20 protein-coding genes, 1 tRNA gene and 1 pseudogene are annotated in these 23,317 nt (G+C 69.3%); 8 read left to right on the plus strand and 14 right to left on the minus strand.

Annotated elements, in window-relative coordinates; translation table 11 throughout:
* Positions 1 to 61: 61 nt before the first annotated feature.
* From VIW71_RS09950 to VIW71_RS09960, 3 genes are read right to left on the minus strand one after another with little or no spacing between them, the layout of a single operon-like run.
* Entirely contained in the window at positions 62 to 964 is a 903-nt protein-coding gene (locus VIW71_RS09950; protein WP_331621716.1) for an SDR family oxidoreductase, read from the minus strand.
* Positions 961 to 2,028, minus strand: a complete 1,068-nt coding sequence (locus tag VIW71_RS09955) for an alpha/beta fold hydrolase (protein ID WP_331621717.1) — start codon at positions 2,026 to 2,028, stop codon at positions 961 to 963. The genes VIW71_RS09950 and VIW71_RS09955 overlap by 4 nt, the downstream gene beginning before the upstream one ends.
* Entirely contained in the window at positions 2,025 to 3,530 is a 1,506-nt protein-coding gene (locus VIW71_RS09960; RefSeq protein ID WP_331621718.1) for a flavin-containing monooxygenase, read from the minus strand. The genes VIW71_RS09955 and VIW71_RS09960 overlap by 4 nt, the downstream gene beginning before the upstream one ends.
* 572 nt (positions 3,531 to 4,102) lie before the next feature.
* Here VIW71_RS09960 and VIW71_RS09965 point away from each other — a divergent pair.
* From VIW71_RS09965 to VIW71_RS09980, 4 genes are all read left to right on the plus strand, one after another.
* Positions 4,103 to 4,369 (plus strand): DUF2630 family protein, encoded by a 267-nt coding sequence (locus tag VIW71_RS09965; protein WP_331621719.1) that lies wholly within the window; start codon positions 4,103 to 4,105, stop codon positions 4,367 to 4,369.
* Complete coding sequence (locus tag VIW71_RS09970) at positions 4,366 to 4,680, plus strand: GNAT family N-acetyltransferase (protein WP_331621721.1); 315 nt, start codon at positions 4,366 to 4,368, stop codon at positions 4,678 to 4,680. The genes VIW71_RS09965 and VIW71_RS09970 overlap by 4 nt, the downstream gene beginning before the upstream one ends.
* A gap of 130 nt (positions 4,681 to 4,810) precedes the next feature.
* Positions 4,811 to 6,334: an AlkA N-terminal domain-containing protein gene (locus tag VIW71_RS09975; protein ID WP_331621722.1), complete on the plus strand. Its 1,524-nt coding sequence runs from the start codon at positions 4,811 to 4,813 to the stop codon at positions 6,332 to 6,334.
* The gene (locus VIW71_RS09980) at positions 6,331 to 6,837 is read left to right on the plus strand and encodes a methylated-DNA--[protein]-cysteine S-methyltransferase (protein ID WP_331621723.1); all 507 of its coding nucleotides are present in this window, start codon (positions 6,331 to 6,333) and stop codon (positions 6,835 to 6,837) included. The genes VIW71_RS09975 and VIW71_RS09980 overlap by 4 nt, the downstream gene beginning before the upstream one ends.
* 104 nt (positions 6,838 to 6,941) lie before the next feature.
* Here the strand turns inward: VIW71_RS09980 and VIW71_RS09985 are convergent, their stop codons facing one another.
* The 3 genes and pseudogenes from VIW71_RS09985 to VIW71_RS09995 form a co-directional block, all read right to left on the minus strand.
* Positions 6,942 to 9,656: a YfhO family protein gene (locus VIW71_RS09985; RefSeq protein WP_331621724.1), complete on the minus strand. Its 2,715-nt coding sequence runs from the start codon at positions 9,654 to 9,656 to the stop codon at positions 6,942 to 6,944.
* A gap of 259 nt (positions 9,657 to 9,915) precedes the next feature.
* A complete protein-coding gene (locus tag VIW71_RS09990; RefSeq protein ID WP_331621758.1) occupies positions 9,916 to 10,512 on the minus strand; it encodes a TetR/AcrR family transcriptional regulator in 597 nt (198 codons plus the stop codon).
* Between the two features lie 219 nt (positions 10,513 to 10,731).
* Positions 10,732 to 11,361: pseudogene (locus VIW71_RS09995) on the minus strand (zinc-binding alcohol dehydrogenase family protein); the annotation flags it as partial.
* A gap of 107 nt (positions 11,362 to 11,468) precedes the next feature.
* On the opposite strand from VIW71_RS09995, the gene VIW71_RS10000 reads away from it, so the two are divergent.
* The gene (locus VIW71_RS10000; protein ID WP_331621725.1) at positions 11,469 to 11,825 is read left to right on the plus strand and encodes a winged helix-turn-helix transcriptional regulator; all 357 of its coding nucleotides are present in this window, start codon (positions 11,469 to 11,471) and stop codon (positions 11,823 to 11,825) included.
* A 165-nt stretch (positions 11,826 to 11,990) separates the two neighbouring features.
* Here VIW71_RS10000 and VIW71_RS10005 read toward each other — a convergent pair.
* The 7 genes from VIW71_RS10005 to galU form a co-directional block, all read right to left on the minus strand.
* A tRNA-Ala gene (locus VIW71_RS10005) sits at positions 11,991 to 12,064 on the minus strand.
* Between the two features lie 91 nt (positions 12,065 to 12,155).
* Positions 12,156 to 13,163 carry a hypothetical protein gene (locus VIW71_RS10010; RefSeq protein ID WP_331621726.1) on the minus strand — a complete coding sequence of 336 codons (1,008 nt, stop codon included), beginning with the start codon at positions 13,161 to 13,163 and terminating at the stop codon, positions 12,156 to 12,158.
* A 117-nt stretch (positions 13,164 to 13,280) separates the two neighbouring features.
* On the minus strand, positions 13,281 to 13,901 hold the full coding sequence (locus tag VIW71_RS10015; protein ID WP_331621759.1) for a GNAT family N-acetyltransferase: 621 nt from the start codon (positions 13,899 to 13,901) through the stop codon (positions 13,281 to 13,283).
* On the minus strand, positions 13,898 to 14,509 hold the full coding sequence (locus VIW71_RS10020) for a MogA/MoaB family molybdenum cofactor biosynthesis protein (RefSeq protein WP_331621727.1): 612 nt from the start codon (positions 14,507 to 14,509) through the stop codon (positions 13,898 to 13,900). The genes VIW71_RS10015 and VIW71_RS10020 overlap by 4 nt, the downstream gene beginning before the upstream one ends.
* Complete coding sequence (moaC, locus tag VIW71_RS10025; protein ID WP_331621728.1) at positions 14,506 to 14,988, minus strand: cyclic pyranopterin monophosphate synthase MoaC; 483 nt, start codon at positions 14,986 to 14,988, stop codon at positions 14,506 to 14,508. The genes VIW71_RS10020 and moaC overlap by 4 nt, the downstream gene beginning before the upstream one ends.
* A 90-nt stretch (positions 14,989 to 15,078) precedes the next feature.
* On the minus strand, positions 15,079 to 16,401 hold the full coding sequence (gene glp, locus VIW71_RS10030; RefSeq protein ID WP_331621729.1) for a gephyrin-like molybdotransferase Glp: 1,323 nt from the start codon (positions 16,399 to 16,401) through the stop codon (positions 15,079 to 15,081).
* Positions 16,398 to 17,306 (minus strand): UTP--glucose-1-phosphate uridylyltransferase GalU, encoded by a 909-nt coding sequence (galU, locus tag VIW71_RS10035; protein WP_331621730.1) that lies wholly within the window; start codon positions 17,304 to 17,306, stop codon positions 16,398 to 16,400. The genes glp and galU overlap by 4 nt, the downstream gene beginning before the upstream one ends.
* Before the next feature lie 81 nt (positions 17,307 to 17,387).
* On the opposite strand from galU, the gene VIW71_RS10040 reads away from it, so the two are divergent.
* Positions 17,388 to 17,981 carry a 5-formyltetrahydrofolate cyclo-ligase gene (locus VIW71_RS10040; protein WP_331621731.1) on the plus strand — a complete coding sequence of 198 codons (594 nt, stop codon included), beginning with the start codon at positions 17,388 to 17,390 and terminating at the stop codon, positions 17,979 to 17,981.
* Positions 17,982 to 18,068: 87 nt separating this feature from the next.
* Here VIW71_RS10040 and VIW71_RS10045 read toward each other — a convergent pair whose 3' ends face one another.
* Positions 18,069 to 20,783 (minus strand): penicillin acylase family protein, encoded by a 2,715-nt coding sequence (locus VIW71_RS10045; protein WP_331621732.1) that lies wholly within the window; start codon positions 20,781 to 20,783, stop codon positions 18,069 to 18,071.
* 179 nt (positions 20,784 to 20,962) lie between these two features.
* On the opposite strand from VIW71_RS10045, the gene VIW71_RS10050 reads away from it, so the two are divergent.
* Complete coding sequence (locus VIW71_RS10050; RefSeq protein WP_331621760.1) at positions 20,963 to 22,456, plus strand: potassium/proton antiporter; 1,494 nt, start codon at positions 20,963 to 20,965, stop codon at positions 22,454 to 22,456.
* Positions 22,457 to 22,920: 464 nt separating this feature from the next.
* Positions 22,921 to 23,232, plus strand: a complete 312-nt coding sequence (locus VIW71_RS10055; RefSeq protein WP_331621733.1) for an FmdB family zinc ribbon protein — start codon at positions 22,921 to 22,923, stop codon at positions 23,230 to 23,232.
* Positions 23,233 to 23,317 lie beyond the last annotated feature (85 nt).

A 23,317-nucleotide genomic window follows, 5' to 3' on the forward strand; every position in this document is an offset into this window, starting at 1 on the left:
TACATGAGGGGATGATGCTCGCACCCTGGGACAATAACCCCAGGTCAGCAGGCGGTTACGGTCACGGAGTGTGATGCATCGACGATCGCGCCGCCTCGTCTGCGGCCCCTCCGCGGCCGACAAGACCCCGCCGCACACCCGCGTTGCGCGCCAGCGCCGGTTCCGCGCGCCGCATTTCGCGCTGTACGAGCGCACCGCCGAGCAGCGCCGGCAGGTAGCCGCGTACGGACTGCATGCCGCGCAGCCACCACTGCGTGTACACATGAGGCGATCGTCGTACGATTCCGGCCACGAGGCGGTCGACTGCGGGGTCCAGGGGGTAGGTACGGTTGGCCGGCCACGGCAGCCGGGCGCGCAAGTGGCGCAGCGCCTCGTCCTCGTCGGCCCCGCGCACCATGTCGGTGTCGGTCCAACTCAGGTAGGCAACGCCGACCTTGACACCCTTGTACCCGACTTCCGCACGCAGGCAGTGTGCGAAAGCCTCCACGCCCGACTTGCTCGCGCAGTACGCGGCCATCATCGGCGCGGGGGTGATCGCGGCGAGCGATGCTATCTGCAGAAGGTAGCCGCGCGAGGCGATCAGCGCGGGCAGGAACGCGCGGGCGGTGACGACGCTGCCCAGCAGGTTGACGTGGATCACCCGGTCGAACGCGACGGGGTCGGAGTCGAGGAACGGACCGCCGGTCGCCACCCCGGCGTTGGCGACGACGACGTCGACACGGCCGAAGTGCGCGACAACCTCCCCGGCGACCTTCGTCATCGTCTCCCGGTCGGTGACATCCGCGGTCCACGTGGCCACGTCGGCGCCGAGTGACGCGGCGACGTTCCTCAGTTCATCGGGTTCCAGGCCGACCAGGGCGAGGCGGGCGCCACGAGCGGCGAGTTTGCGCGCGAGCAGCGCACCCACTCCGCGAGCCGCACCGGTGACCACCACGACCTGACCGTCCAACGATGATCCGCTCATGCGCTTTTCTCCTCCTCGTCGGGCGTGGCTTCGGTCACGGCCGCGGCGGCGGTTCCAGCCGCGACTGCGGCGGCAGCCGGGGCAGAACCGCCGACCTGACCGCCGGGCAACGTCATCCGGTCCGGCTTCGTACGATCCGACGTACGACCAGCCGACTTCGGATGGTCCGATGTCAGGTGATCGGACACCAGTTTCCGTATCGCCGCCTCGACCGCCGACGCGTCCTCGATCGGCGTCATGTGGCCGAGGCCAGGCAGTTCGGTCAGGCCCACGCAGTCGGGGAGGGCCGCTGCCATTCCACGGGCGTGCGCTTGGGGGGTGAGTCTGTCGGCGGTGCCGACCAGGACCGCGGTGGGAGCGGTGAGCGCCCCGAGTTCTGCGTCCAGGTCGAGTACGGCGAGTACCCGGCCCCATGCCGACCGCTGCCGCGCCTGGCAGGCGTGCACGATCCGCGCCGTGAACGCCACCTGCTCGGACGTCGATCCGGCGGCCAGCACGCCGTACTTCAGTGCCGCCTTGGACAGCCGAGTCACCGGTCCGAGCGGCATGCGCGAAACCAGCAGTTGACGGTGGAAGAACCGTCGCAGCCACCGAGAACCGAAGCGCGGAGGCAGTACTTCGGCCGCACCGAGGAGCCGCCCGCTGCCGGTGCTGGCGAGAAGCACCGCGGCCGTGCGGCTACGGACGGCCGCGCGTCCGGACGCCGCCATGATCGTCATACCGCCCATGGAGTGACCCGCGAGCACGGCCCGTTCACCGTCCGGGAGGGTGACCTCCAGCACGGCTTGCAGATCATCGGCCAATAAGCCGGTTCCGTAACCCTGGCGGGTGGCGGGCGCAGCGCTGCGACCGTGACCACGCTGGTCATATGCGACAACCCGGAAATCGGCCGACAGCGCGCGGACGATCGGCGCCCAGAAAAGCGTGGAGCAGGTCCATCCATGTGACAGTACGACCGTCGGACTGTCGGGCCGCCCGTACTCCTCCACATGAATACGGGTTCCGTCCGCGGAGACCGCGGTCAGTTCGCAGCGTGCGGGCACCCGCTCGTACGGCACGCTCATGACACCACCCCAGAGGCTTTGGCGCGGTCGTCGGCCGGGACCAGCAGTTCGTACTCCGAGAGCTTCACCTGCCGGGTAGCCCGCCGGAACTCCGCTGTCGTGCCCGGCCACGCGGTGGTGTTGCGACCGTTCGCGTCCAGGTACCAGCTCGTGCAGCCGCCGGTGTTCCACACCGTACGGACGGCGCGGCGCCGCATCTCGGAGTTCCACGCGGCGACCGCAGCCGGCTTGGCGTCCAGCGCCGCCGCCCCCGTGCGCGACAACGTACGCAGATAATCGGCGACGTAGTTGAGCGATGATTCGATCATCAGAATCATCGAGCTGTTCCCGAGGCCGGTGTTGGGCCCGATGATGAACAGAAGATTCGGAAACCCGTCGACAGCGCAGCCGCGCAGCGCGGCCATGCCGTCCTTCCAGTGCTCGGCGAGCGTCCGGCCGTCCGCGCCGATCACCCGGTCGGCGATCGGCATGTCGGTCACGTGGAAGCCGGTTCCGAAGATGATCGCATCGACTTCCCGCTCGGTGCCGTCCGCCGTCACCACCGACGAGCCGCGCACCTCGGCCAGTGCCGACGTGACGACCTCGGTGTTCGGCTGCACGAGCGCCGGATAATACGCATTCGACAGCAGTATGCGCTTGCAGCCGATCGTGTAGTCGGGCGTGAGCCGCGCCCGCAGCGCCGGGTCCTCGATGGACCGCCGCAGATGGTTGCGGGCGATCCGCTCCGCAGCCTTCATCAGTCCCGGCCGCCTGACAAACGCGCCGACCTGGAACTCCCGGATCGCCCAGAGCAGGCCGCGCCGCGCCTTGGCCGTGCTGGGGATCCTGCCGTGCAGCCAGCGTTCGGCGGCACCGATCGGCCGGTCCACACGCGGCATCACCCACGGCGGCGTGCGCTGGATGACAGTCAGTCTCCCCACCTCGGGCTGGATGGACGGCACGATCTGGATCGCCGAGGCGCCCGTACCCACCATCGCCACCCGCTTGCCCCGCAGGTCGTAGTCGTGGTCCCAGCGCGAGGAGTGGAAGACCCGCCCCGGGAAGTTCTCGATCCCCGGTATGTCCGGGATCTTCGGGTCGGACAGCGGCCCGGTGGCGGACACCACGATGTCGGCGGTCAGTTCTCCGGCCGCCGTCGCCAGGTGCCAGCGCTGTGCGTCACCGTCCCAGCGGGCCCGCTGCACCTCGGCGCCGAACCGCAGGTGTGGCCGCAGCCCGAACGTGTCCGTCACCCGTTCGAGGTACGCGCGGATGTGCTCCTGCCCCGAGAAGGCCCGGGGCCATTCCGGGTTGGGCGCGAAGGAGAAGGAGTAGAGGTGGGAGGGTACGTCGCAGGCGCAGCCCGGGTAGCCGTTGTCCCGCCAGGTACCGCCGACCGAGTCGGCGCGTTCCAGGATCACGAATTCCGTGACTCCCTCCCGCCGCAGCTTCACCGCGGCCCCCAGACCACCGAACCCGGACCCGATCACTGCCACCCGCACGTGTTCCAAGCCGCCGTCCATGGCACCACCCTTCCTCGCGTCCCGCGATCGCCGCCTCCCGTGCCCACCGTGAGGTATCCCACCGGTCACCCCGCCGGTCAATCCACCGGCGGCCCCGGTCCACCGCCGGTCAACCCGCCACGGATGGTCCCCACGGCCGGCGGACCGGTCAATCCACCGATCAACCGCACCAGCAACCACTGGCACACAGTCGGACTGTAGGCCACCTGGAGTTACCCACGGTAGTGGCTGGTTCGAAGTTGCTACCGACCGGTAGGACACGCGGCACCCGTTTCCCCGGCACACAGGCTGGCCGCGTGGACGAAAACGGGACCGGGGAACGGCATACCGCGTGGAGGAGCTGGCCGAGGCGTCCGGCACCCCCGTCAGCACTGCGCTTCTCACGCAAGCGCCGCCTCCTGCCCGCGCCGCGACGGCCGCGTCGCCTGGCACCCCGAGAGCCACCTCGCCCGCCTCCGCACCATCGCCGCACTCCCGCCCCCGCGAGGAATGGGCCTCCGCGCCCCCGCGCCGAGCGCCACGCCGCACGACCTGCGAGAGTGGAGCCGTAACACCGGATCGGGAGGACCACCGTGCAACAGCCTCATGACGCCGACGCCGAACACGCCATCCTCGACCGAATCAGCAAGATGGTCGCTGACGAGAAGATGCTGCGTGAACTGCTCGCCGAAGGCGGCATCGACGGCGCCACAGAACACGAACGGCTCGCCGACCTCGAACGCGAGCTCGACCAGTGCTGGGACCTGCTCCGCCAGCGCCGCGCCCTGACCGAGGCGGGCGAGGACCCGGGCGCCGCCCGCGTACGCCCCTCCTCCACCGTGGAGGGCTACCGCTCATGACCGGCGACCGCGATGTCACCGTCGTCGACGTCCCGCACCATCGGCAGTACGAGGCCAGGATCGGCGGGGACGTCGCGGGCGTGGCCACGTACATCCGCACCCCAGAGCTGATCGCGTTCATCCACACCGAGGTCGGCGAGGCGTACGAGGGGCGCGGCATCGGCTCCACGCTGGCCCGTACCGCCCTGGACCAGGCGCGCGTCCAGGGCCTGCAGGTGATCGCGATCTGCCCGTTCGTCCAGGGCTGGCTGGCCAAGCACCCCGAGTACCAGGACCTGGAGTACGAACCGGCAAGCCAGGTGACCGACTGACGGGCCGCTTGACCGACCGCCCGGCCTCCCGACCACCCGGCCTCCCGACCGGGCGACCGACTTTCCACCGCCCACGTCCACGTCGGATTTCCGCCAGACCGGCCGCGTGACGAGGGGCGATCCTGGTGAGGTGCATACGGACTTCGATGCCTGCGTACGCGCCGTCCGGTCGAAGGACGCCCGGTTCGACGGGTGGTTCTTCACAGCGGTGCTGACGACACGTGTCTACTGCCGGCCGAGTTGTCCGGTCGTACCGCCGAAGGTCGGCCATATGACCTTCTACCCGAGTGCGGCTGCCGCGCAGCAGGCCGGTTTCCGCGCCTGCAAGCGCTGCCGCCCGGATGCCAGCCCCGGCTCACCGCAGTGGAACGAGCGCGCCGACCTCGTCGCCCGCGCGATGCGACTGATCGCCGACGGGGTGGTGGACCGCGACGGCGTACCGGGGCTGGCCGCGCGCCTGGGCTACAGCGAGCGCCAGGTCGAACGGCAGCTCCTGACCGAACTCGGCGCCGGTCCCCTCGCTCTCGCGCGGTCGCAGCGCGCGCAGACCGCCCGGCTGCTGATCGAGACCACGTCACTGCCGATGGGCGAGATCGCCTTCGCGGCCGGTTTTACCAGCATCCGCGCCTTCAACGACACCGTCCGCGAGGTCTTCGCCCTCTCCCCGAGCGAGCTGCGTACCCGTGTCGCCAAGGGTCGCCCGACCGCCACGACCGGCACGCTCGCGCTGCGGCTGCCCTTCCGTCGCCCCCTTACCCCCGACAACCTGTTCGGACACCTGGTGGCCACCGCCGTTCCCGGCGTGGAGGAGTGGTACGGGGGCGCATACCGGCGCACTCTGCGCCTCCCGCACGGCACCGGCATCGCTTCACTGCGGCCGGAACCCGACCACATCGCCTGCCGGCTCTGGCTCGCCGACTGGCGCGACCTCGGGCAGGCGATCAGCCGCTGCCGCCGCGTGCTCGACCTCGACGCCGACCCGCTCGCGGTGGACGCGGCGCTCGGCGCGGACCCGGTGCTGGCGCCGCTGGTCGCCAAGGCACCGGGGCGGCGGGTGCCGCGGGTCGCGGACGGCCCGGAGTTCGCGGTGCGCGCCGTCCTCGGCCAACAGGTCTCGACGGCGGCGGCCCGTACCCTCGCGGCCCGGCTGGTCCGCGCGTACGGCGAACCGGTCGCCGATCCCGTCGGCGGCCTCACCCACCTCTTCCCCTCCCCCGAGGCGCTGGCCGACCACGACCCGGCCGAGCTGGCGATGCCGCAGACCCGCAGAAACACCCTGGCCACGCTGGTACGGGCGCTGGTCGGCGGCGAACTCGACCTGGATGTCGGCAGCGACTGGCAGCGAGCCCGCGCACACCTCGCCGCACTGCCCGGCTTCGGTCCGTGGACCGTCGAGGCGATCGCGATGCGCGCGCTCGGCGACCCCGACGCCTTCCTGCCGACCGATCTGGGCGTACGTCACGCCGCCCGCGCCTTGGGGCTGCCGACCACGCCCGCGGCCCTCACCGGACATGCCGCCGCCTGGCAGCCGTGGCGCGCGTACGCCACGCAGTATCTGTGGGCGACGGGCGATCACCCCATCAACACTCTGCCGGGCGACGATGTCACCCTTCTGTCCTCCGGTTCACCCACCCTGAAAGGCACTTCGCGATGACGACCACCGTCCACACGGTCGTGGACAGCCCCTGTGGCCCGCTCACCCTCGCCGCCCGGGACGGCGCGCTCGCCGGGCTCTACATGACCAGCCAGCGCCACCGCCCCGCCCAGGAGACCTTCGGTCCGCGCGACGACAGCCTGCCCGCCTTCGCCGAGGCCGCGCGGCAGCTCGACGCCTACTTCGCCGGCGACCGCACCAGCTTCGACCTCGAACTGACGCTCTCGGGCACGCCGTTCCAGCAACGCGTGTGGGCGGCGCTGTGCGAGATCCCGTACGGCGCGACGGTCTCGTACGGCGAACTCGCCGTGTCCCTCGGGCAACCGAGCGCCTCCCGCGCGGTCGGCCTGGCCAACGGCAAGAACCCGATCAGCATCATCGTGCCGTGCCACCGCGTGATCGGTGCCAACGGCAGCATGACCGGATACGGCGGCGGCCTCGAGCGCAAGCGCTGGCTGCTGAGCTTCGAACGCGGCGGCCCGCAGCAGCCGGTGCTGGCCTGACGGCCAAGTCACTCTCCTGTGATGTCGCATCACTCTTCGGAGCGGCGTCGCATCACTCCGTGGGGTGAGCCGGGGTCACCCCACGGAGTGACCCCGGCTCACCCTCAGACCACGCGGTCCTCGACCAGCGCCCCCGCCCTCCGCGGTGTGGCATCGTCCTCCGCGCCGCTCACCGAACCACCGCTCACCGAACCACCGCTCACCGAACCACCGCTCGCCGAACCGCCGGCGTTCCAGCCACCGTCATCCGTGCCGCCGGCCCCGGAAGACCGCCGCCGCGCCCGCCGCCACCACTCGTACGCCGCCAGCCCCGCTACCCCGAGCAGCGACGCCCCGCACGCCGCCTCACCCAGGCGCAGCCCGGGCGGCGTGAACGTGCACGACACGCGTGTCGTACGCCCGTCCAGCGGCACCGACAGCAGGCCGAGGTACGACTCCACCCGATGCGAGGCACCGTCGGCCGCGCAGCCCCACCCCTTGATGGACGGCGTGGAGATCACCGCGAAACCGCGGGAGCCCGGGGGCAGTTGCGCGCTGATCCCGTCATCCGTGACATCCACCCGCGTCGCCGCGCCCGCCGCGAGCCCCCGTTCCGCCGCCGCCAGCCGCCTCAGATCCAGGCAGCCGATGCCGTCGGCCTCCAGCGTGCCGGGCTCCAGCACCCGAACCCACGCGGTGAACCGCCCGTTGGCCGGGGCCGTACCGAGCGGCTGCACCGGCGCCCGGTGCGATGGTGCGCGCCCCACGAACCGCACCGGCTGCTCCCTGGTGAGATGCACGTTGCCCATCAGGTTCGGCGACCACAGGAAGATCCGATCACCCGCCGGACACGACGCTTCCAGCTTGTACATGCTGCTCTTCCAGTCACCATGGCTGCCGGTGACCCGGAACCCGTCCGGACCGCTGTCCACAGCACGGCCCTGGCTGTCGTGCAGCCGGAAAGCGCCGGGCGTGGTGTAGACGCGGCTGCCGAGCAGCAGCTCCTGGTTGCGGTACGGCGACCGGCCGTACGGGGCGGTGGCCGGCGCGTGCACGGTGACCAGCGGCGGGACCTGCTCCCGGGTCACGGTCGGCGGGGCGGTCTGCGGCGCGGCGCCACGCTGGTGGGGGTCGATCGGGGAGTGCAGCCGGGCGCCGACCGAGAACAGCACGTCCGTGACGGGGTTGTCCAGGTTCTGCAGGGACCGGCCGCGTGACGTCCAGCCGCCGCCGAGTGCGGTCAGCGTGCGCGTCCACACCTCGGGAGTGTGACTGCTGTAGTACTGCGCTCCCTGACCGCCGACCACCAGCGGGTCGTTGCCGACGGTCTGTTCGCGTCCCGGCTCGGTTCGGTACGCCGGCCAGCCATCGGCCGCGGCGATCGTCTCGTACTGCCACTGGTGGCGCTGGCCCCACACCGCGTAGTCGTCGAAGGCGGCCTCGCGCTTGCCGTCCGTCCAGGCGTTGCTGAGCGCGGACTGTGCGAACTGGGTGGTGAACAGCAGGCCGATGCCGATCGCCGCCGGCAGCGTGCGCCGTACCCGCTCGGCGCGGCGCAGCAGCAGGAGCGCGCCCACCACGGCCACCAGGCCCAGCGCGGCACCAGGGTACGCACCCACGCCGGCCAGACCGCGCTCGGCTCCGATCGCGCCGATGCCCACGAGGGCGGTCATCACCCCGGCGCCACAGGCGACCTGGCGCCTGCCGGGCAGTCCGTGCGCGACCGCCAGCCAGGCGACGATCACCAGCACTCCGCTGAGCACGAAGGTCTGCCGGTACTGGCTGCCGTTGGGCGAGGTGAAAGCGTGCCAGAACGCATGCGTCGGCCCCCACTGCAACGACCCGGTGACCGCGACCGCCAGGACCGTCCACACGGCACGGGTGCGGCGCGGCACCGCCGGGTGAAAAGGCAGCACGAGAGCGAGCAGCAGCGCCCCGGTGTCGATGTACGTGGAGGGGGTCTCGAAACCGTACGTCCCCGGCAGTAGGCGGGTCAGCAGGTCGTACCACGAGGTCGGCTCGAACTCCTCCACCGGCAGGGGGTATGCGAGGTGCGCGCCCTCGACGATGGGGAGCAGCAGGGGGGCCGTCAGGCCGATGCCGAGGACGAGGCTGATCGCGGCCCGCCCGGCGGAGGACAGCTTGCGGCGAGTGGCGGATCCGGTGTCGGTGAGCAGGCGGGCGATGAACACCAGGCCGGCGCCGACCGTGGCCATGTAAGCGGAATAGAAGTTGGCGGTCCAGCACAGGGCGACCACCAGAACCGACACGATCGGCCGCCGCCCGGCCCTGGCCCACTCCCCCACCAGGCACAGCAGCGGGAAGGCGATCAGGCCGTCCAGCCACATGGGGTTGTACGAGGCCAGCATCAGCGTCCAGCCGCACAGCGCGTACGAGGTGCCGAGCAGGCCGGCCGCCCACCAGCGGCCGGGGCGCAGCGCCAGCAGTAAGCAGGTCATCGCGGCGGCGGCCGACGCCGTCTTCAGCACGGTGATGACGTAGAGCGCGAGATCGATGCGATCACGCGGGAAGACACCGACCAGCAGTGCGAAGGGGCTGGTGAGGTACGTGCCCAGGTCCGGCAGGAAGCTGGTGCCGTAACCGGACTGCCAGTTGAGCAGCAAGCCGCCGTCAGCCTTGCCGTGCAGCAGGTCCCACAGATGGACGTGGTACGGGACGTACTGGTTGCCGAGGTCGTTCACATTGCGCGTGCGCCACCCGAACGGGTACTGCCGCGCGATCGCATCCCCCACGCAGAACGCCAGCGCCGCGACGCAGGCCGCCACGACCGCCGCCCGCAGCCGCTCGGCGGCGCCCGGGGGAAGTGTCTTCGGTGCCATCGGTTTCCCCCGGTGCACATGATTCCCGTGATGTCACCAGATGCTAAACCGAATTTCGCGGTGCAATGGCCGCTTGCGGCCGCTGTGAGGTGAACGTGACGTCCCCGCACGCTAATTGACACCGATGGGCAGAACCTTGACTCAATTGTGAACACACAGCTGGAACCGGGCCTGGCGAATTCCCATCGGGGGCGGCGCGGACATGTCGGCGTTCATCACGCTGGTACGGGTGACGATCGCGTGCGCCGGTCCTGTCGTCCTACGACAGCCGCAGCGCGGGTACGACCACCGCATCGATGTACCGGTGGCTGTACTCGGGATCCGCGTCCACGCCTTCGATGATCGGGCGTGCGAGCGTACTGCCGAACAGCATGTGCGGGATGAACTCACCCGCCGCGTTGTCCGCGGCCAGTTCACCGCGGTCCACGGCGCGCTGCACCAACGCCCGGAAGCTGGCCAGTTCCGGCTCGATGAGCAGTTCGCGCAGCGCGCGGAACAGGTCCTCGTTCTGGAACGCGGCGTGCGCAAGGCCGCGCATCAGCTGCTGGTCCCGCTTGACGTCGTTCTCGTCGTGACAGCGGATGAGTTCATGCAGGTCGCCGGCGAGCGATCCGGTGTCGATGTCCGAGGAGGACACCTGCTTGGAGTGCCGCAGCGCGGTGGCGACCAGTTCCGGCTTGCCCTTCCACTGACGGTAGAGGGTGGCTTTGCTGGACCGGGTACGGGCGGCGATCGCGTCCATGGTGAGCGCCTCGTACCCGACCTCCCGCAGGAGCTCGACCACCGCCTCGTACAGTTCCCGCTCGCGTTCGGGAGTCAGGCGCGTACGACGCGGAGCGGGTGCTTCGGTCGGCATGCCCCGCCTCCTTCTCCTGCTCGACCCTGCTTGTTCGCGCCGGCTGGCCTGTGCTCGTGCGCGCTGGTCGGGTTGTCCGTACCGGTGGCACTGTCCTTGCCGGTTACGCGAAGGGCGAAACGTATTCGTACACATGAAGGGTAGCCGCCCTAACATCGAAACGCTACCGTTTCGGTAGTGGGCCCCATCACCTCCGTGACACCGAGAGTCCACACCGTCGGGGGCGAGCGCGCGCACCTCGTCGACCAGGTGGCGGTGGTCGATCACGTGGTGCGCGCCCATGTCGAGGGCCCAGGCGCGGGATTCGGGGCGGGACGCGGTGGCGATGACGGTGAGCCCGGTCAGGGCGCGGGCGAGCTGGATGAGGACGGACCCCACCCCACCGGCGCCGGCCAGTACGAGGAGCGTGCCGGTGCTCTCACTGTTCAGCCGGAAACGGTCGAACAGCGTCTCGTACGCGGTGATCGCCGCGAGGGGCAGCGCGGCGGCCTCGGGAAACGACAGGCTGCGCGGCTTGTGGCCGGTGATGCGCTCATCCACCACGTGGTACTGCGCGTACGTGCCGGGCCGGTCGATCGAACCGGCGTAGTACACCTCGTCGCCCGGGCTGAACAGCGTCACCCCGTCGCCGACCGCGATCACCACGCCCGCCGCGTCGTAGCCGAGCACCTTCGGCCCGCCGCCGGGATCGGCGTTGGCGCGCACCTTGACGTCGGCGGGATTGATCGAGATCGCCTCGATCCGGACGAGCAGGTCGCGGGGACCGGGCGTGGGCACCGGGAGTTCGGCGTCCTCCAGGCTGGCCGGATCGGCGATGGGCAGCGACTTGCGGTAGACGACGGCGCTCATGGTCTGCTTTGTGGCGTGATGCGTGGTCTCGTTCACGTCCTCCACGGTAGGCAATGGGAACTGGTTACCCACAAGGGCCACAAGTTCCCATTGGGTACCATCACAGCATGAAGCCTGATTCCTCGCGCGGACCCCTCGACGTCTACGCCGCCGCGTGCCCCTGCCGCGACATGCTCGACCTCCTCGCCAACAAGTGGAGCGCCCTCGCCCTCGGGGCCCTGGAAACCGGCCCCCAGCGCTTCGGCGCCCTACGCGCCCGCCTCCAGGGCATCAGCCCGAAAGTCCTCACCCAGACCCTCCGCCGCCTTGAGGACCACGGCCTGATCACCCGCGAGGTCTTCCCCGAAGTCCCCCTCCGGGTCGAGTACGACCTCACTCCCCTCGGTAAGGACGCGTGCGTACCTCTCGCCCACCTGCGCTCCTGGGTGGAGGGCAACATCGACCGCTTCCCGGCGGAGGTGTGAGCGGTTCGTACGGGCGGGTCGGCCCGCACGCCGGAGCCGGACGGCGGATTGCGCTGAGGCCGGGCAGCCAAACCGCAGATGCGACAAATCCCGCCCGATCTGATGATCGGACGGGATTTCGTCATACAAGCCGTTGAGCAGAAGTTGTAGTTATTTGTTTAATTGTGGACCTGAGGGGATTCGAACCCCTGACCCCCTCGATGCGAACGAGGTGCGCTACCGGACTGCGCCACAGGCCCTTGCAACGAGGAAAACTCTAGCATCCCGGCGAGGGTGGTCGTGAACGCGATTCGGCTGGTGGGCGAGGGGCGCTCGACCGGTACGGCGGGCTCACTCGTTGGCGGCGCGGGGGCGGTCGGGGTCGGCGTACTGGTCGAAGAGGGGCGTGCGGGAGGTACGCGGGCGCCGAGTGGGCGGCTGCTGGCCGCCGCCGCGGGGCGGGGCCGGCTCAGCGGGCGTCGTGCCGGAGCGCGCCGAACTCCAGGTGTCGGGGGCGCCGAGATCGATGCCGCCGGGGGCTCGGGGGGCAACCGGCGCGGTGACGTAGGTGGGGAGCGGTACCGGTACGGGGTCCCAGCCGTCGTCACCGGTCTGCTGGGCGCGCTGCTGGTCGACCCACTCGGCATGGTCGGTCTGCTCTACCAGGGCGCGGCGGTCGGCGGTACGCGGCGAGGGGGCGGCTGAGGTCGTCTCGGGGGTGGGGGGCGACGCGGCGGGTTCGCGCTCCTCGGACGCGGGCGGGGCTGCGGCCGGCGCGCGCCGGGCCCGCAGCCGTCGCGCGGCCTCCGCGGCGTGCCGCTGGTCGAGCCGGACCTCGTAGCGCCGCCGCTCCTGGCGCCGCATCTGACCGATGTAGAGGGAGAGCAGCACTGCGGGGACGGCGGGTGCCCAGAGCAGGGCGACGCCGCCGACGGCCGCGGCGATGGCGCCGGCGGTGAAGGCGAGGAAGAGCAGGGTGGTCGTGCGGCGGCGGCGCGCGAGGACCTTGGCGCGGGGGTTCGGCGCGTTCTGGGACGCGGTCGGCAGCGCCGGGGCCGGGCGTGCAGCGGGGCGCCGCACCTCGGTCGCGGGCACGGCGAGGCTGCGGACGTCCACGTACCCGGCCGGTACCGGGTCGTCGTCCTCGACTGCGTCGGCTGGGGGCTCGACGGTCTCACCTCGCGCCTTCGCGACACGCCGCTCCATCGCCGCTCGCCCGGACAGGAGCCGGATGGCGGTACTGAAGCGTTCCGTCGGACGCGCTTCGTTGAGCTCGTCCTGCCTACGGAGCCACATCGGCACCAAGTAGGCAGCCCAGGCCCCGACGATGACTGCGTAGATGAGGCCGCTACTGCTCACTCGCTACACGTTAGGGGTGATCGAGACACGCCATACGGAATTTGGGCCGGTGTGTCGCACGATCTGGCTGATATACCGAGAATTTTTTCCGATTGAGTTCATCTTCGAACAAAAGTTTTATTTCCGCGTGGCGTCCGGCCTTGCCTGGTGCCAGCGGTTCAGCAACCCCTCCGGTACTTCCTCGGCTGTCAGCGCGTAGACCAGATGGTCGCGCCAGCCGCCGTCGATATGCAGATAACGCGGGCGCAGCCCTTCCTCGCGGAAGCCGAGCTTTTCCGCCACACGGCGGCTGGGGGTGTTCTCCGGGCGAACGCACACCTCCACGCGGTGCAGCCCCACCCGGCGGAAGCAGTGGTCCACGGCGAGCGCCACCGCGGTGGGCATCACCCCGCGACCGGCGACCGCCTCGTCCACCCAGTAACCGATGTGCGCCGAGCACATCGAGCCCCAGGTGATTCCGGCTACGGTGAGTTGACCAGCCAGCCGCCCCTGGTACTCGATGACGAACGGCAGCATGCGTCCGGCGCTGGCCTCGCCGCGCAGATGTCGGACCATCTGACGATAGGTGGGTCGCTGCGCCACATGACCGGGCGGCGCGGGCGGGACAGTCGCCTCCCAGGGACGCAACCACTCGCGGTTGCGCCGGTTGACCTCGCGCCAGGCGCGCTGATCGCGCATCCGGATCGGGCGGAGGGTGACGTCACCGTCCACCAGCTCGGCCGGCCAGGACCCGTTCAGCTCGGTCTCCCAGTGACGGAATTCGGATGATCCTTTGTCGGATGATCGTTCCTACGATCATCCGGTTGCCCCTTCGGGTGATCGTGCGGGCGGTGACGCGGGTGGTCGCCCACGTGCTCGTTGGGGTGATCGCCACCGCGGATCTGATCAACGGCATGTACGACGAGCGGGGCGAGTACGGCCAGGCCGTCCTTCACTCCTCCGGTGGAACCGGGCAGGTTCACCACCAGGGTGCGACTACTGACCCCAGCGACGCCACGGGACAGCACAGCGGTCGGTACCTTCTCGCGCCCCGCCGCGCGGATCGCCTCCGCGATGCCGGGAATCTCGTAGTCCAGCACCGCCCGGGTCACCTCGGGCGTGCGATCGGTCGGTGAGATGCCGGTACCGCCGGTGGTGACCACCACGTCGTACGCCGCGGCTACCGCCTCCCGCAGCACCTCCCCGACCGGCTCGCCGTCCGGCACGACCCGCGGGCCGTCCACCGCAAAGCCAAGCTTCTCCAGGGCGGCGACGATCAACGGCCCGCCGCGGTCCTCGTACACCCCGGCGGCGGCACGGTTGGACGCGGTGACGGCGAGCGCCCGCAAACCCGCTACGACGGTCATGACCGGTGCCAGTCGCCGGACTTCCCGCCAGTCTTCTCCTCGATCCGGATGTCGGTGATCACCGCCGCCTTGTCGACGGCCTTCACCATGTCGACCACCGTGAGCGCGGCGACACCGACCGCGGTCAGCGCCTCCATCTCGACGCCTGTGCGGTCGCTGGTCTTCACCGTCGCGGTGATCTCCACGGCGTCGTCGGTGACCGTGAGGTCGACGGTGACGCCGGAGACGGCCAGCGGGTGGCAGAGCGGAATCAGCTCGGGAGTGCGCTTGGCACCCATGATGCCGGCGATCCGCGCGGTGGCGAGGGCGTCACCCTTGGGTACCCCTGCGCCACGCAGGAGCTCGACGACGCGGGGGGCGACGAGGACGCGTCCCGTGGCCCTGGCGGTGCGCGCGGTGACGTTCTTGCCCGAGACGTCGACCATGCGCGCCGCGCCGGCCTCGTCGAGGTGGGTGAGGTGCTGCTGGGCGCTGCTCATGGTTCTCCCGGTGCGGTCTTCTTGGGCAGACACCGTACCGGCACGCAGCAGTGCCCGGCCCGCTGGCCCACCAGCCCGGGGTCCGCGGTTCTAGTCCAGCAGGATGACGTCGACTTCGCCGCCCGCAGCGACCGAGGTGACCGATTCCGGTACGACCATCAGCGCATCGGCGTGTGCGAGCGCCTTCACCAGGTGAGAGCCGGAGCCACCCACAGGAGTGACCGTACCGGTCGTACGGTCATATCGCCCGCGCAGGAACTGCCGCTTGCCCTCCGGTGACCCCTCGACCGCCGTCGCACACACAGCTCGTACGACTTCCCGATGAACGGCGCCTGCACCCATCAGCGTGCGGATCGCCGGTCGGACGAACAGCTCAAAGGAAACGTAGGCACTGACAGGATTACCGGGCAGGGCGAGCAGCGGAATGCGGTCCGGGCCGATCCGGCCGAAGCCCTGCGGTTTACCCGGCTGCATGGCGAGCCTCCGGAACTCCACGTGCCCGGCGGTACCCTCCGCGTCCTGCCCGAAGGAGTCGCCGAGCGTCGACAGTGCCTCCTTCACCACGTCGTACGCGCCGACGCTGACCCCACCGCTGGTGACGATGATGTCGGCGCGGACGAGCTGGTCCTCGATGGTGGCACGCAGCGTCTCGACCTCATCGGCGACGGCGCCGACCCGGTACGCGATGGCACCGGCGGCACGCGCGGCGGCGGTGAGCGCGAAGCTGTTGGCGTCGTGGATGCTGCCGGGACCGAGGGGGTCGCCCGGCTGCACGAGTTCGCTCCCGGTGGAGAGCACCACCGCCCGCGGACGCGGCCGTACGGTGACGGTACCGCGGCCGATCGCGGCCAGCAGTCCGATCTGTGGCGGGCCGAGCACGGTGCCGGCCGCGAGCGCCAGTTCGCCCGCGGCGACATCGCTGCCGCGGGCCCGTACGAACTGACGGGCCTCCGCGGGCCGGTGCACGCGCACCTCACCGCTCGCCCCCGCCGGGTCGGCGCTACTCGGAGCCATGCCGGTGACGGGCCCCTGCCCGGTACCGCCGTCGGTCCACTCGACCGGCACGACCGCCTCGGCGCCGGGCGGCAGCGGGGCGCCTGTCATGATCCTGGCGGCTTGACCGGGTCCCACAGTCGGCAACGCGCCACTGCCGGCCGCGACATCACCGATCACGTCCAGTACAGCGGGGTGCTCGCGCGTCGCGGCCGTCACGTCGGCGACCCGAACCGCGTATCCGTCCATGGAACTGTTCGCGAACGGCGGCAGTGCGACAGGCACCGTGACGTCCTCAACCAGTACGCATCCCTGAGCGTCGAGCAGTTGGAGCTCGATCGGGTCCAGCGGGGTGAGCTGCCCCAGGATGCTTTCCAGATGTTCGGTGACGGACCATACGCGGTCGGCGCCGTGACTCACTCTTGCATCTCCTCGGTGACGTACGAACGCAGCCAGGTCCGAAAATCGGGCCCGAGGTCATCACGTTCGCACGCCAGTCGGACAATCGCCCGCAGATAGTCGCCGCGGTCACCGGTGTCGTAACGGCGCCCCCCGAAGACGACGCCGTGCACCGGTCCGCCGCTGTCGTCGCGGCGCGACAGCTCGCGCAGGGCGTCGGTGAGCTGGATCTCACCGTTCCTGCCGGGTTCGGTCTTCTTGAGGGCTTCGAAGACCGCGGGGTCGAGGACGTAACGGCCGATGATGGCGTACGAGGACGGCGCCTGGCTCACCTCGGGCTTCTCGACGAGGTCGGTGACGCGGACCACGTCCTCCTCGTCGGTGGGCACTATCGCGGCGGAACCGTAGAGGTGGATCTGCGACGGGTCGACTTCCATGAGGGCGACGATGCTGCCGCCGTGCCGCTCCTGGACGTCGATCATGCGGGCGAGCAGCGGGTCGCGGGGGTCGATGAGGTCGTCGCCCAGGAGCACGGCGAAAGGTAGGTCACCCACGTGCGGTTCGGCGCAGAGCACGGCATGTCCGAGACCCTTGGGGTCCCCCTGACGCACGTAGTGCATCGTGGCGAGTTCACTGGACTCGCGCACCCGGGCGAGGCGGGACTCGTCACCCTTGCGGGTGAGCGCCTCTTCGAGCTCGTAGTTGCGGTCGAAGTGATCTTCCAGCGGCCGCTTGTTGCGGCCGGTGATCATCAAGACATCCGACAGCCCTGCGGAAACGGCTTCCTCGACGACGTACTGGATCGCCGGTTTGTCAACTACCGGCAGCATCTCCTTGGGCGTCGCCTTGGTCGCCGGCAGGAAGCGCGTGCCGAGTCCGGCCGCAGGGATGACAGCTTTGCTGATCCGAGTACGTGATTGCATCATGACGTGCACCATAGCGGTCAAGTATGTGCGGAAGATGAAAGACTGGTTGATTGTGACGGATAGGCGACCGTTGTGCGTGCTATGAGCGACGCCCGAGCGCGGAAGGCAGAACTGCGGGCCCACCTCTTGAAGGCCCGGCGCGGCCTCACCGCCGACGAACGCCAGGCGGCGAGCGTGGCGTTGGGGCAGAGAGTACGTGACCTGCCGGAGCTGGCAACCGCCGGGACCGTCGCGGCCTATCTCTCCATGGGCACGGAACCCGGCACTCGGCAGCTCATCGGCGCCCTGCGGAACGCCGGTACCCGCGTCCTGCTGCCGGTCCTGCTGGCCGACAACGACCTGGACTGGGCCGAGTACCGCGGCCCGGGCACGCTGGAACGCACTCCCCGCGGTCTTCTGGAACCCACCGGCGAACGCCTCGGCCCCCACAGCATCACCGAGGCGCATGTCCTGCTGCTTCCGGGGCTCGCGGTGGATGCACACGGCGCCCGGCTGGGACGCGGCGGAGGATCGTACGACCGCGTCCTCGCACGACTGCGGCGGATGGGCGCCCCTCCGCCGTTCATCCTCCTGCTGTACGCGCACGAGGTGGTCGAATCGGTGCCGCGCGAGCCGCACGACCACCTCGTGGACGCCGCGATCACGCCTGCGGCGATGCACCGCTTCACGAGGTGACGTTTTGCGACACATTTGGTGCGGTTTTTGTGTCACCAGGCGTCGCTTCCGTGCACCTGGTGACGTCTTCAAGCTCCATGTGCGCGATTACGGTGTGAGCGCCATCTTCTGCTCCGCCGCCGCGTCCACCCGGGCATCAGTGAAGTACCAGGGCAGCAACTCACCGTTGGCCCACTTCCCGGTCTGATCGGTGTAGTGCGCGTTGTAGGCGTGGCCCGAGGCACCGGTGAGATTTATCCAGCGGGACTTGTCCAGGTCCTGGAGGTTGACGACCATGCGCATGGACGGGACCCACACGACGTCGTAGCCGCCGGCCGCGTTCCAGCCGGTCGCGTCGACGGCAGCCTCGCCGCCGCTGAGCTGCCAGGGGCCGCGGTTGAGTATCCACTTCACGATGCCCGGTCCATCGGTCCCCAGCGTCTGGTTCTTCAGGTCCAGCTTGTGGAGCCGACCCCAGCTCCAGGTGCCGATGTCCTTGCCGAGCTTCGCGGTCAACTCGTAGCGGGCGTCCTTCATGGCCTGCTCGAGCAACCGGTCACGGGTGCTGTGGTGTGCCTTGTTCGTGTCGCCGGTGAAGAAGGCGGTCGGGGACATCGTCCACCAGGGGTTGTCCGGGACCTGGATGATACTGCGGACCACTTCGAACCACCGGTCGCCGCCGTCCGGCTGCGCCTCGTCCGCATCACGCTCGCCGCACTCCTGGACAGCGCCGTTGTTGCCGTCCAGGTCGTCGACGGGACCGGTCTGCCCGACGGGCGGCACCCGTAGACACTGGCCCTTCGGGCGAAGTTCCTTGGGTAGTTTGTTGCCGAATGCGAGCTTGAGGACGTTGCGCCACACGGCGTTGAAGTACGCGGCGCCGGCGGAGTCAGCGTCCTGCTTGTAATCCCATCCTTCAAGCAGCTGTTGTGCGTGGCGGACGTAGTCACCCTTGTCGTTCTTGATGTCGATCTTCAGAAGGTACGGAACGAGAAGCCTTGCGATCTCGCTGCTGTCGTCGTTCTGCATCGACTGCATGTCGTCCATCGAGACCTTGCCACCGTCCTTGATCTTGGACGCGATGAGGTCGTTGATCCGCTGGCTGCGGGTTCCGTAGCTCCAGTCGCTGGTCAGCAGGTACGGATACGTGCGCTGATCGATGACCGCCTGGTTGGCGGTGACGATGTAGCCGAGCGCCGGATCGTATGCGTACGGCATCTGCCCGGGCGGGATGTATCCGGTCCACTTGTAGCGCGGGTCCCAGCCGGGCACCGGGTAGGTGCCGTCCACGTCCTTGGCGCGGATCGGGACCTGGCCGGGCGCCTGGTAGCCGAAGTGCCCCTGGGTGTCGGCGTAGATCAGATTTTGCGACGGGACGGCGAAGTGGAATGCGGCGGCACGGAATTCCTTGAAGTTCCTCGCCCGGTCCAGTTCGAAGACGGCGTCCATGGTGTTCGACGGGTTGAGTGCGGTCCACTTCAGTGTGACCGCGTACCCGCTGTTGACGCCGCCCGGTGGATCGGCGACGGGTGCGGCCTGGCCCACGTTGCGGATCTCGTCGCTCCGGTCGGAGATCACCGGGCCGTTGTCGGTCGAGCGAACGGTGATCGTACGATCCTTCCCGCCGGCCACCTTGATGGTTTCCTGGCGGGTCTTGAACGGCTTCTGCCTGCCGCCGTAGAGATACGTACCGGCGCTGACCTTCTCCAGGTAGAGGTCGGTGACGTCGGCGCCGAGATTGGTCATGCCCCATGCGATGTTCTGGTTGTGGCCGATGATCACACCGGGCATCCCCGAGAAGGTGTAACCGGCGACGTCGAACGGGCAGGCCTCGGTCAGTGTGCGACAGTGGAGGCCCATCTGATACCAGAGCGACGGTAGCTGCGGTGCCAGATGCGGGTCGTTGGCCAGCAGCGGCTGACCGGTGGTCGTGTGCTTCCCCGACACTACCCAGGAGTTGGAGCCGATGCCGCTGCCGCTCGGCCCGAGGAGCGCCGGCATCCGGTCGATGATCTGGGAAATACCGGCGAGCTGGCTGCCCACGGACCTGTTGAGGCCCTGCGGCCCACCCGATCCTGCCGGTTCATACCGTCCGCTGATCCGATTGACCGACCCGCCGTGAACGATCGGATGATGGCGACTGTACGGATATGCCGGGTAGAGCTGTTTGATCTGCGCCTGGCTCAGGCGGCTGGTCATCAGGGCACGGTCGATCTCGTCCTGCATGTTGCCTCGCAGATCCCATGCCATCGCTTTGAGCCAGGCAACGGAGTCGACCGGCGTCCAGGGCTGCGGTTTGTAGTTGCTCCGGAAGGACAGGGCCGCGTACTCGACGGAGAGCGCCGCGCCACTGTGGTCCTTCAAGTACGCGTTGACACCGTCGGTGTACGCCTGGAGGTACCTCTTCGTGCCGGGGCCGAGCTTGCTGTCGTACTCCCGCTGGGCGACGCCGTGCCAGTCGAGGGTGCGAAGGAAGGCGTCGGTCTCGACCTGTCCCTTGCCGAACATCTCCGACAGCCGCCCGGAGGTGAGGTGGCGGCGCACATCCATCTCGTAGAAGCGGTCCTGCGCCTGGACGAATCCCTGCGCGCGGAAGAGGTCCGCCGCGGTGTCGGCGTAGATCTGCGGGATGCCGTTACCGTCACGCTTGACGTCGACCGGCGCGGACAGGCCCTTGAGCTTCAGGGAGCCGGAGGTCTGCGGGAAGGAGGCGCGCACCGTGCTGACGCTCCAGTACGACCCGTATCCGGCGCCCCCCACCAGCAGCAGCACGATCGCGATCACGATGAGGCGTACTCGGCGGGACTTCTTCCGTGCGGGCATCGCTGTCCTTCGAGGGGCAGGGCGGACCGGTGATCATGGTGCTCGTTGTGCAAGGGCAACCATAGGCGCACGCTTTGCTGCCGTCGGACGCGGCGTCTGGGTGACCATGAAGTGGACCATGGAACGTCAAGAGAGAGTAAAATATTAGGTAAGGCAACGAAGTTGAAAGGACCAACCCCCTGACTGTCCACCACCTCAACGAGATCCTGCTGATCGGCACCGCGGTGCTCCTGGTCGCTGTCGTCGCTGTGCGGCTCGCTTCGCGCAGCGGCTTGCCGACGCTGCTCATCTACCTCGGCATCGGCGTCGCGATCGGGCAGGACGGCCTGTTCGGCTTCACCTTCGATGACGTTCAGCTCACCCAGGTGCTGGGCTACGCCGCACTTGTGGTGATTCTGGCCGAAGGTGGGCTCGGCACGAGGTGGGAGGAGATCAAACCCGTGATGCCGGCCGCCGCCGTGCTCTCCACGGTCGGCCTCCTGGTAAGTGTGTTCATCACAGCAGGTGCCGCGCACTACCTGGTGGGACTCGAATGGCGCCAGTCACTGATCATCGGTGCGGTGGTCTCGTCGACGGACGCCGCCGCGGTGTTCTCCGTACTGCGAAACGTTTCGCTGCCGAAGCGGGTGATCGGCGTCCTCGAGGCCGAGTCCGGCTTCAACGACGCACCGGTGGTGATCCTGGTGGTGGCGTTCTCCGCCACGGGTCCCGTCGCTCCTTGGTACGAGCTGGTCGGCGAGGTGGCCTTGGAACTGGCGATCGGCGCGGCGATCGGCATAGCGATCGGGTGGGTCGGCGCCTACGGTCTCAAACGGGTGGCGCTGCCCGCCTCCGGCCTTTATCCGATCGCCGTACTGGCCATCGCCGTCGGCGCGTACGCGGCCGGCGCCATCGCGCACGGCTCCGGCTTCCTCGCCGTCTACATCGCCTCCCTCGTGCTGGGCAACGCCAAGCTGCCGCACCGGCCGGCGACCCGCGGTTTCGCCGAAGGCCTCGGCTGGATCGCGCAGATCGGCCTGTTCGTGCTCCTCGGCCTCCTGGTCACCCCGCACGAACTCGGTGACGACATCGTGCCCGCGATTGTCATCGGGCTGTTCCTCACGGTGGTCGCGCGGCCCGCTTCCGTGGTGATCAGCCTGCTGCCGTTTCGGGTGCTCTGGCGTGAGCAGGCGCTGATGTCGTGGGCGGGACTGCGGGGCGCGGTGCCTATCGTGCTCGCCACCATTCCGATGGTGGCCGGCGTCGCCGACAGCAGGCGGATCTTCAACATCGTCTTCGTACTTGTGATTTTCTACACACTGGTGCAGGGTCCGACGCTGCCCTGGCTGGCGAAGTGGCTGCGGCTCGGCGAGGGTGTGGCGAGCGACGCCGCCGACCTCGGCATCGAATCCGCCCCCCTGGAACGGCTCCAGGGCCACCTGCTGTCCGTCGCCATCCCGGACGGCTCTCGTATGCACGGCGTCGAGGTGGACGAACTGCGGTTGCCCGCCGGCGCGGCAGTCACCCTTGTGGTACGTGACGGCACAAGTTTCGTCCCACTGCCGACGACCGTGCTGCGGCGGGGCGACGAGTTGCTCGTCGTGGCCACCGACCCGGTACGGGACGCCGCGGAGAACCGACTGCGGGCGGTGGGGCGGGGCGGCAAGCTGGCGGGGTGGCTGGGCGAGCACTAGAACATGGGGAAAGCGATGACCACGCTCCTAGCCGACCTGTGCACGAAGTTGCCTGGTGCACGCCGGGCCTGCTGGGCGCGCTCGCCCGGACAACAGACCCGTGCGTCGTCCCCTGTTCTGATCGCCGACTGTGCTCAGGCCGATGCCTGGGTAGCGTCGGCACCGCACCGAAGCAATAGCCTGACTGTAAGGATCGGTCGGATTCGGTCAGACAGTGGCAATTACGACGGCCGGGCTGCTCACCCGATCGGGTGGGATCGCACGCGGGTTGTCGTGCCACTTTTCGACACCACGCAGGTCTGGCGGCGCTCAGAGGGCTGCACGGGCGGCTGATGTCACCCTCGCACGTAGTGGTCCCGAGTGTGATCAGTCACCGTCCGCCGGTCGCGGTGGACTGGCGGCTGGAAATACTGCACTATTGAAGCTCGTTAGCACTCAACGAGTGAGAGTGCCAGGAGGAGCAAGTGCCGACGTACCAGTACCAGTGCACCGAGTGCGGCGAGGGCCTCGAGGCGGTGCAGAAGTTCAGCGACGACGCGCTGACCGTATGCCCCAACTGCGGCGGACGCCTGCGCAAGGTCTTCTCGGCCGTGGGTGTGGTGTTCAAGGGCTCCGGCTTCTACCGGACCGACAGCCGCGGCTCGTCTTCAGCCAGCACCCCGGCGGCCAAGAGCGGCAGCACCTCGGACACCAAGTCCTCCGACAGCAGCAGCACGTCGTCGGGTTCTTCGTCCGGCACGTCATCCTCGTCTTCGAGCAGCACCTCGGCGGCATGAGCGGCACCTGACGCTCCTCCGGCGGCCGAAGATCCTGAGCCCCCGTCGTTTCGGCGACGGGGGTTCATAGCGTTCCTGTGCCCGG

The sequence above is a fragment of the Streptomyces sp. genome, from assembly GCF_036524955.1.
Lineage (GTDB): Bacteria > Actinomycetota > Actinomycetes > Streptomycetales > Streptomycetaceae > Actinacidiphila.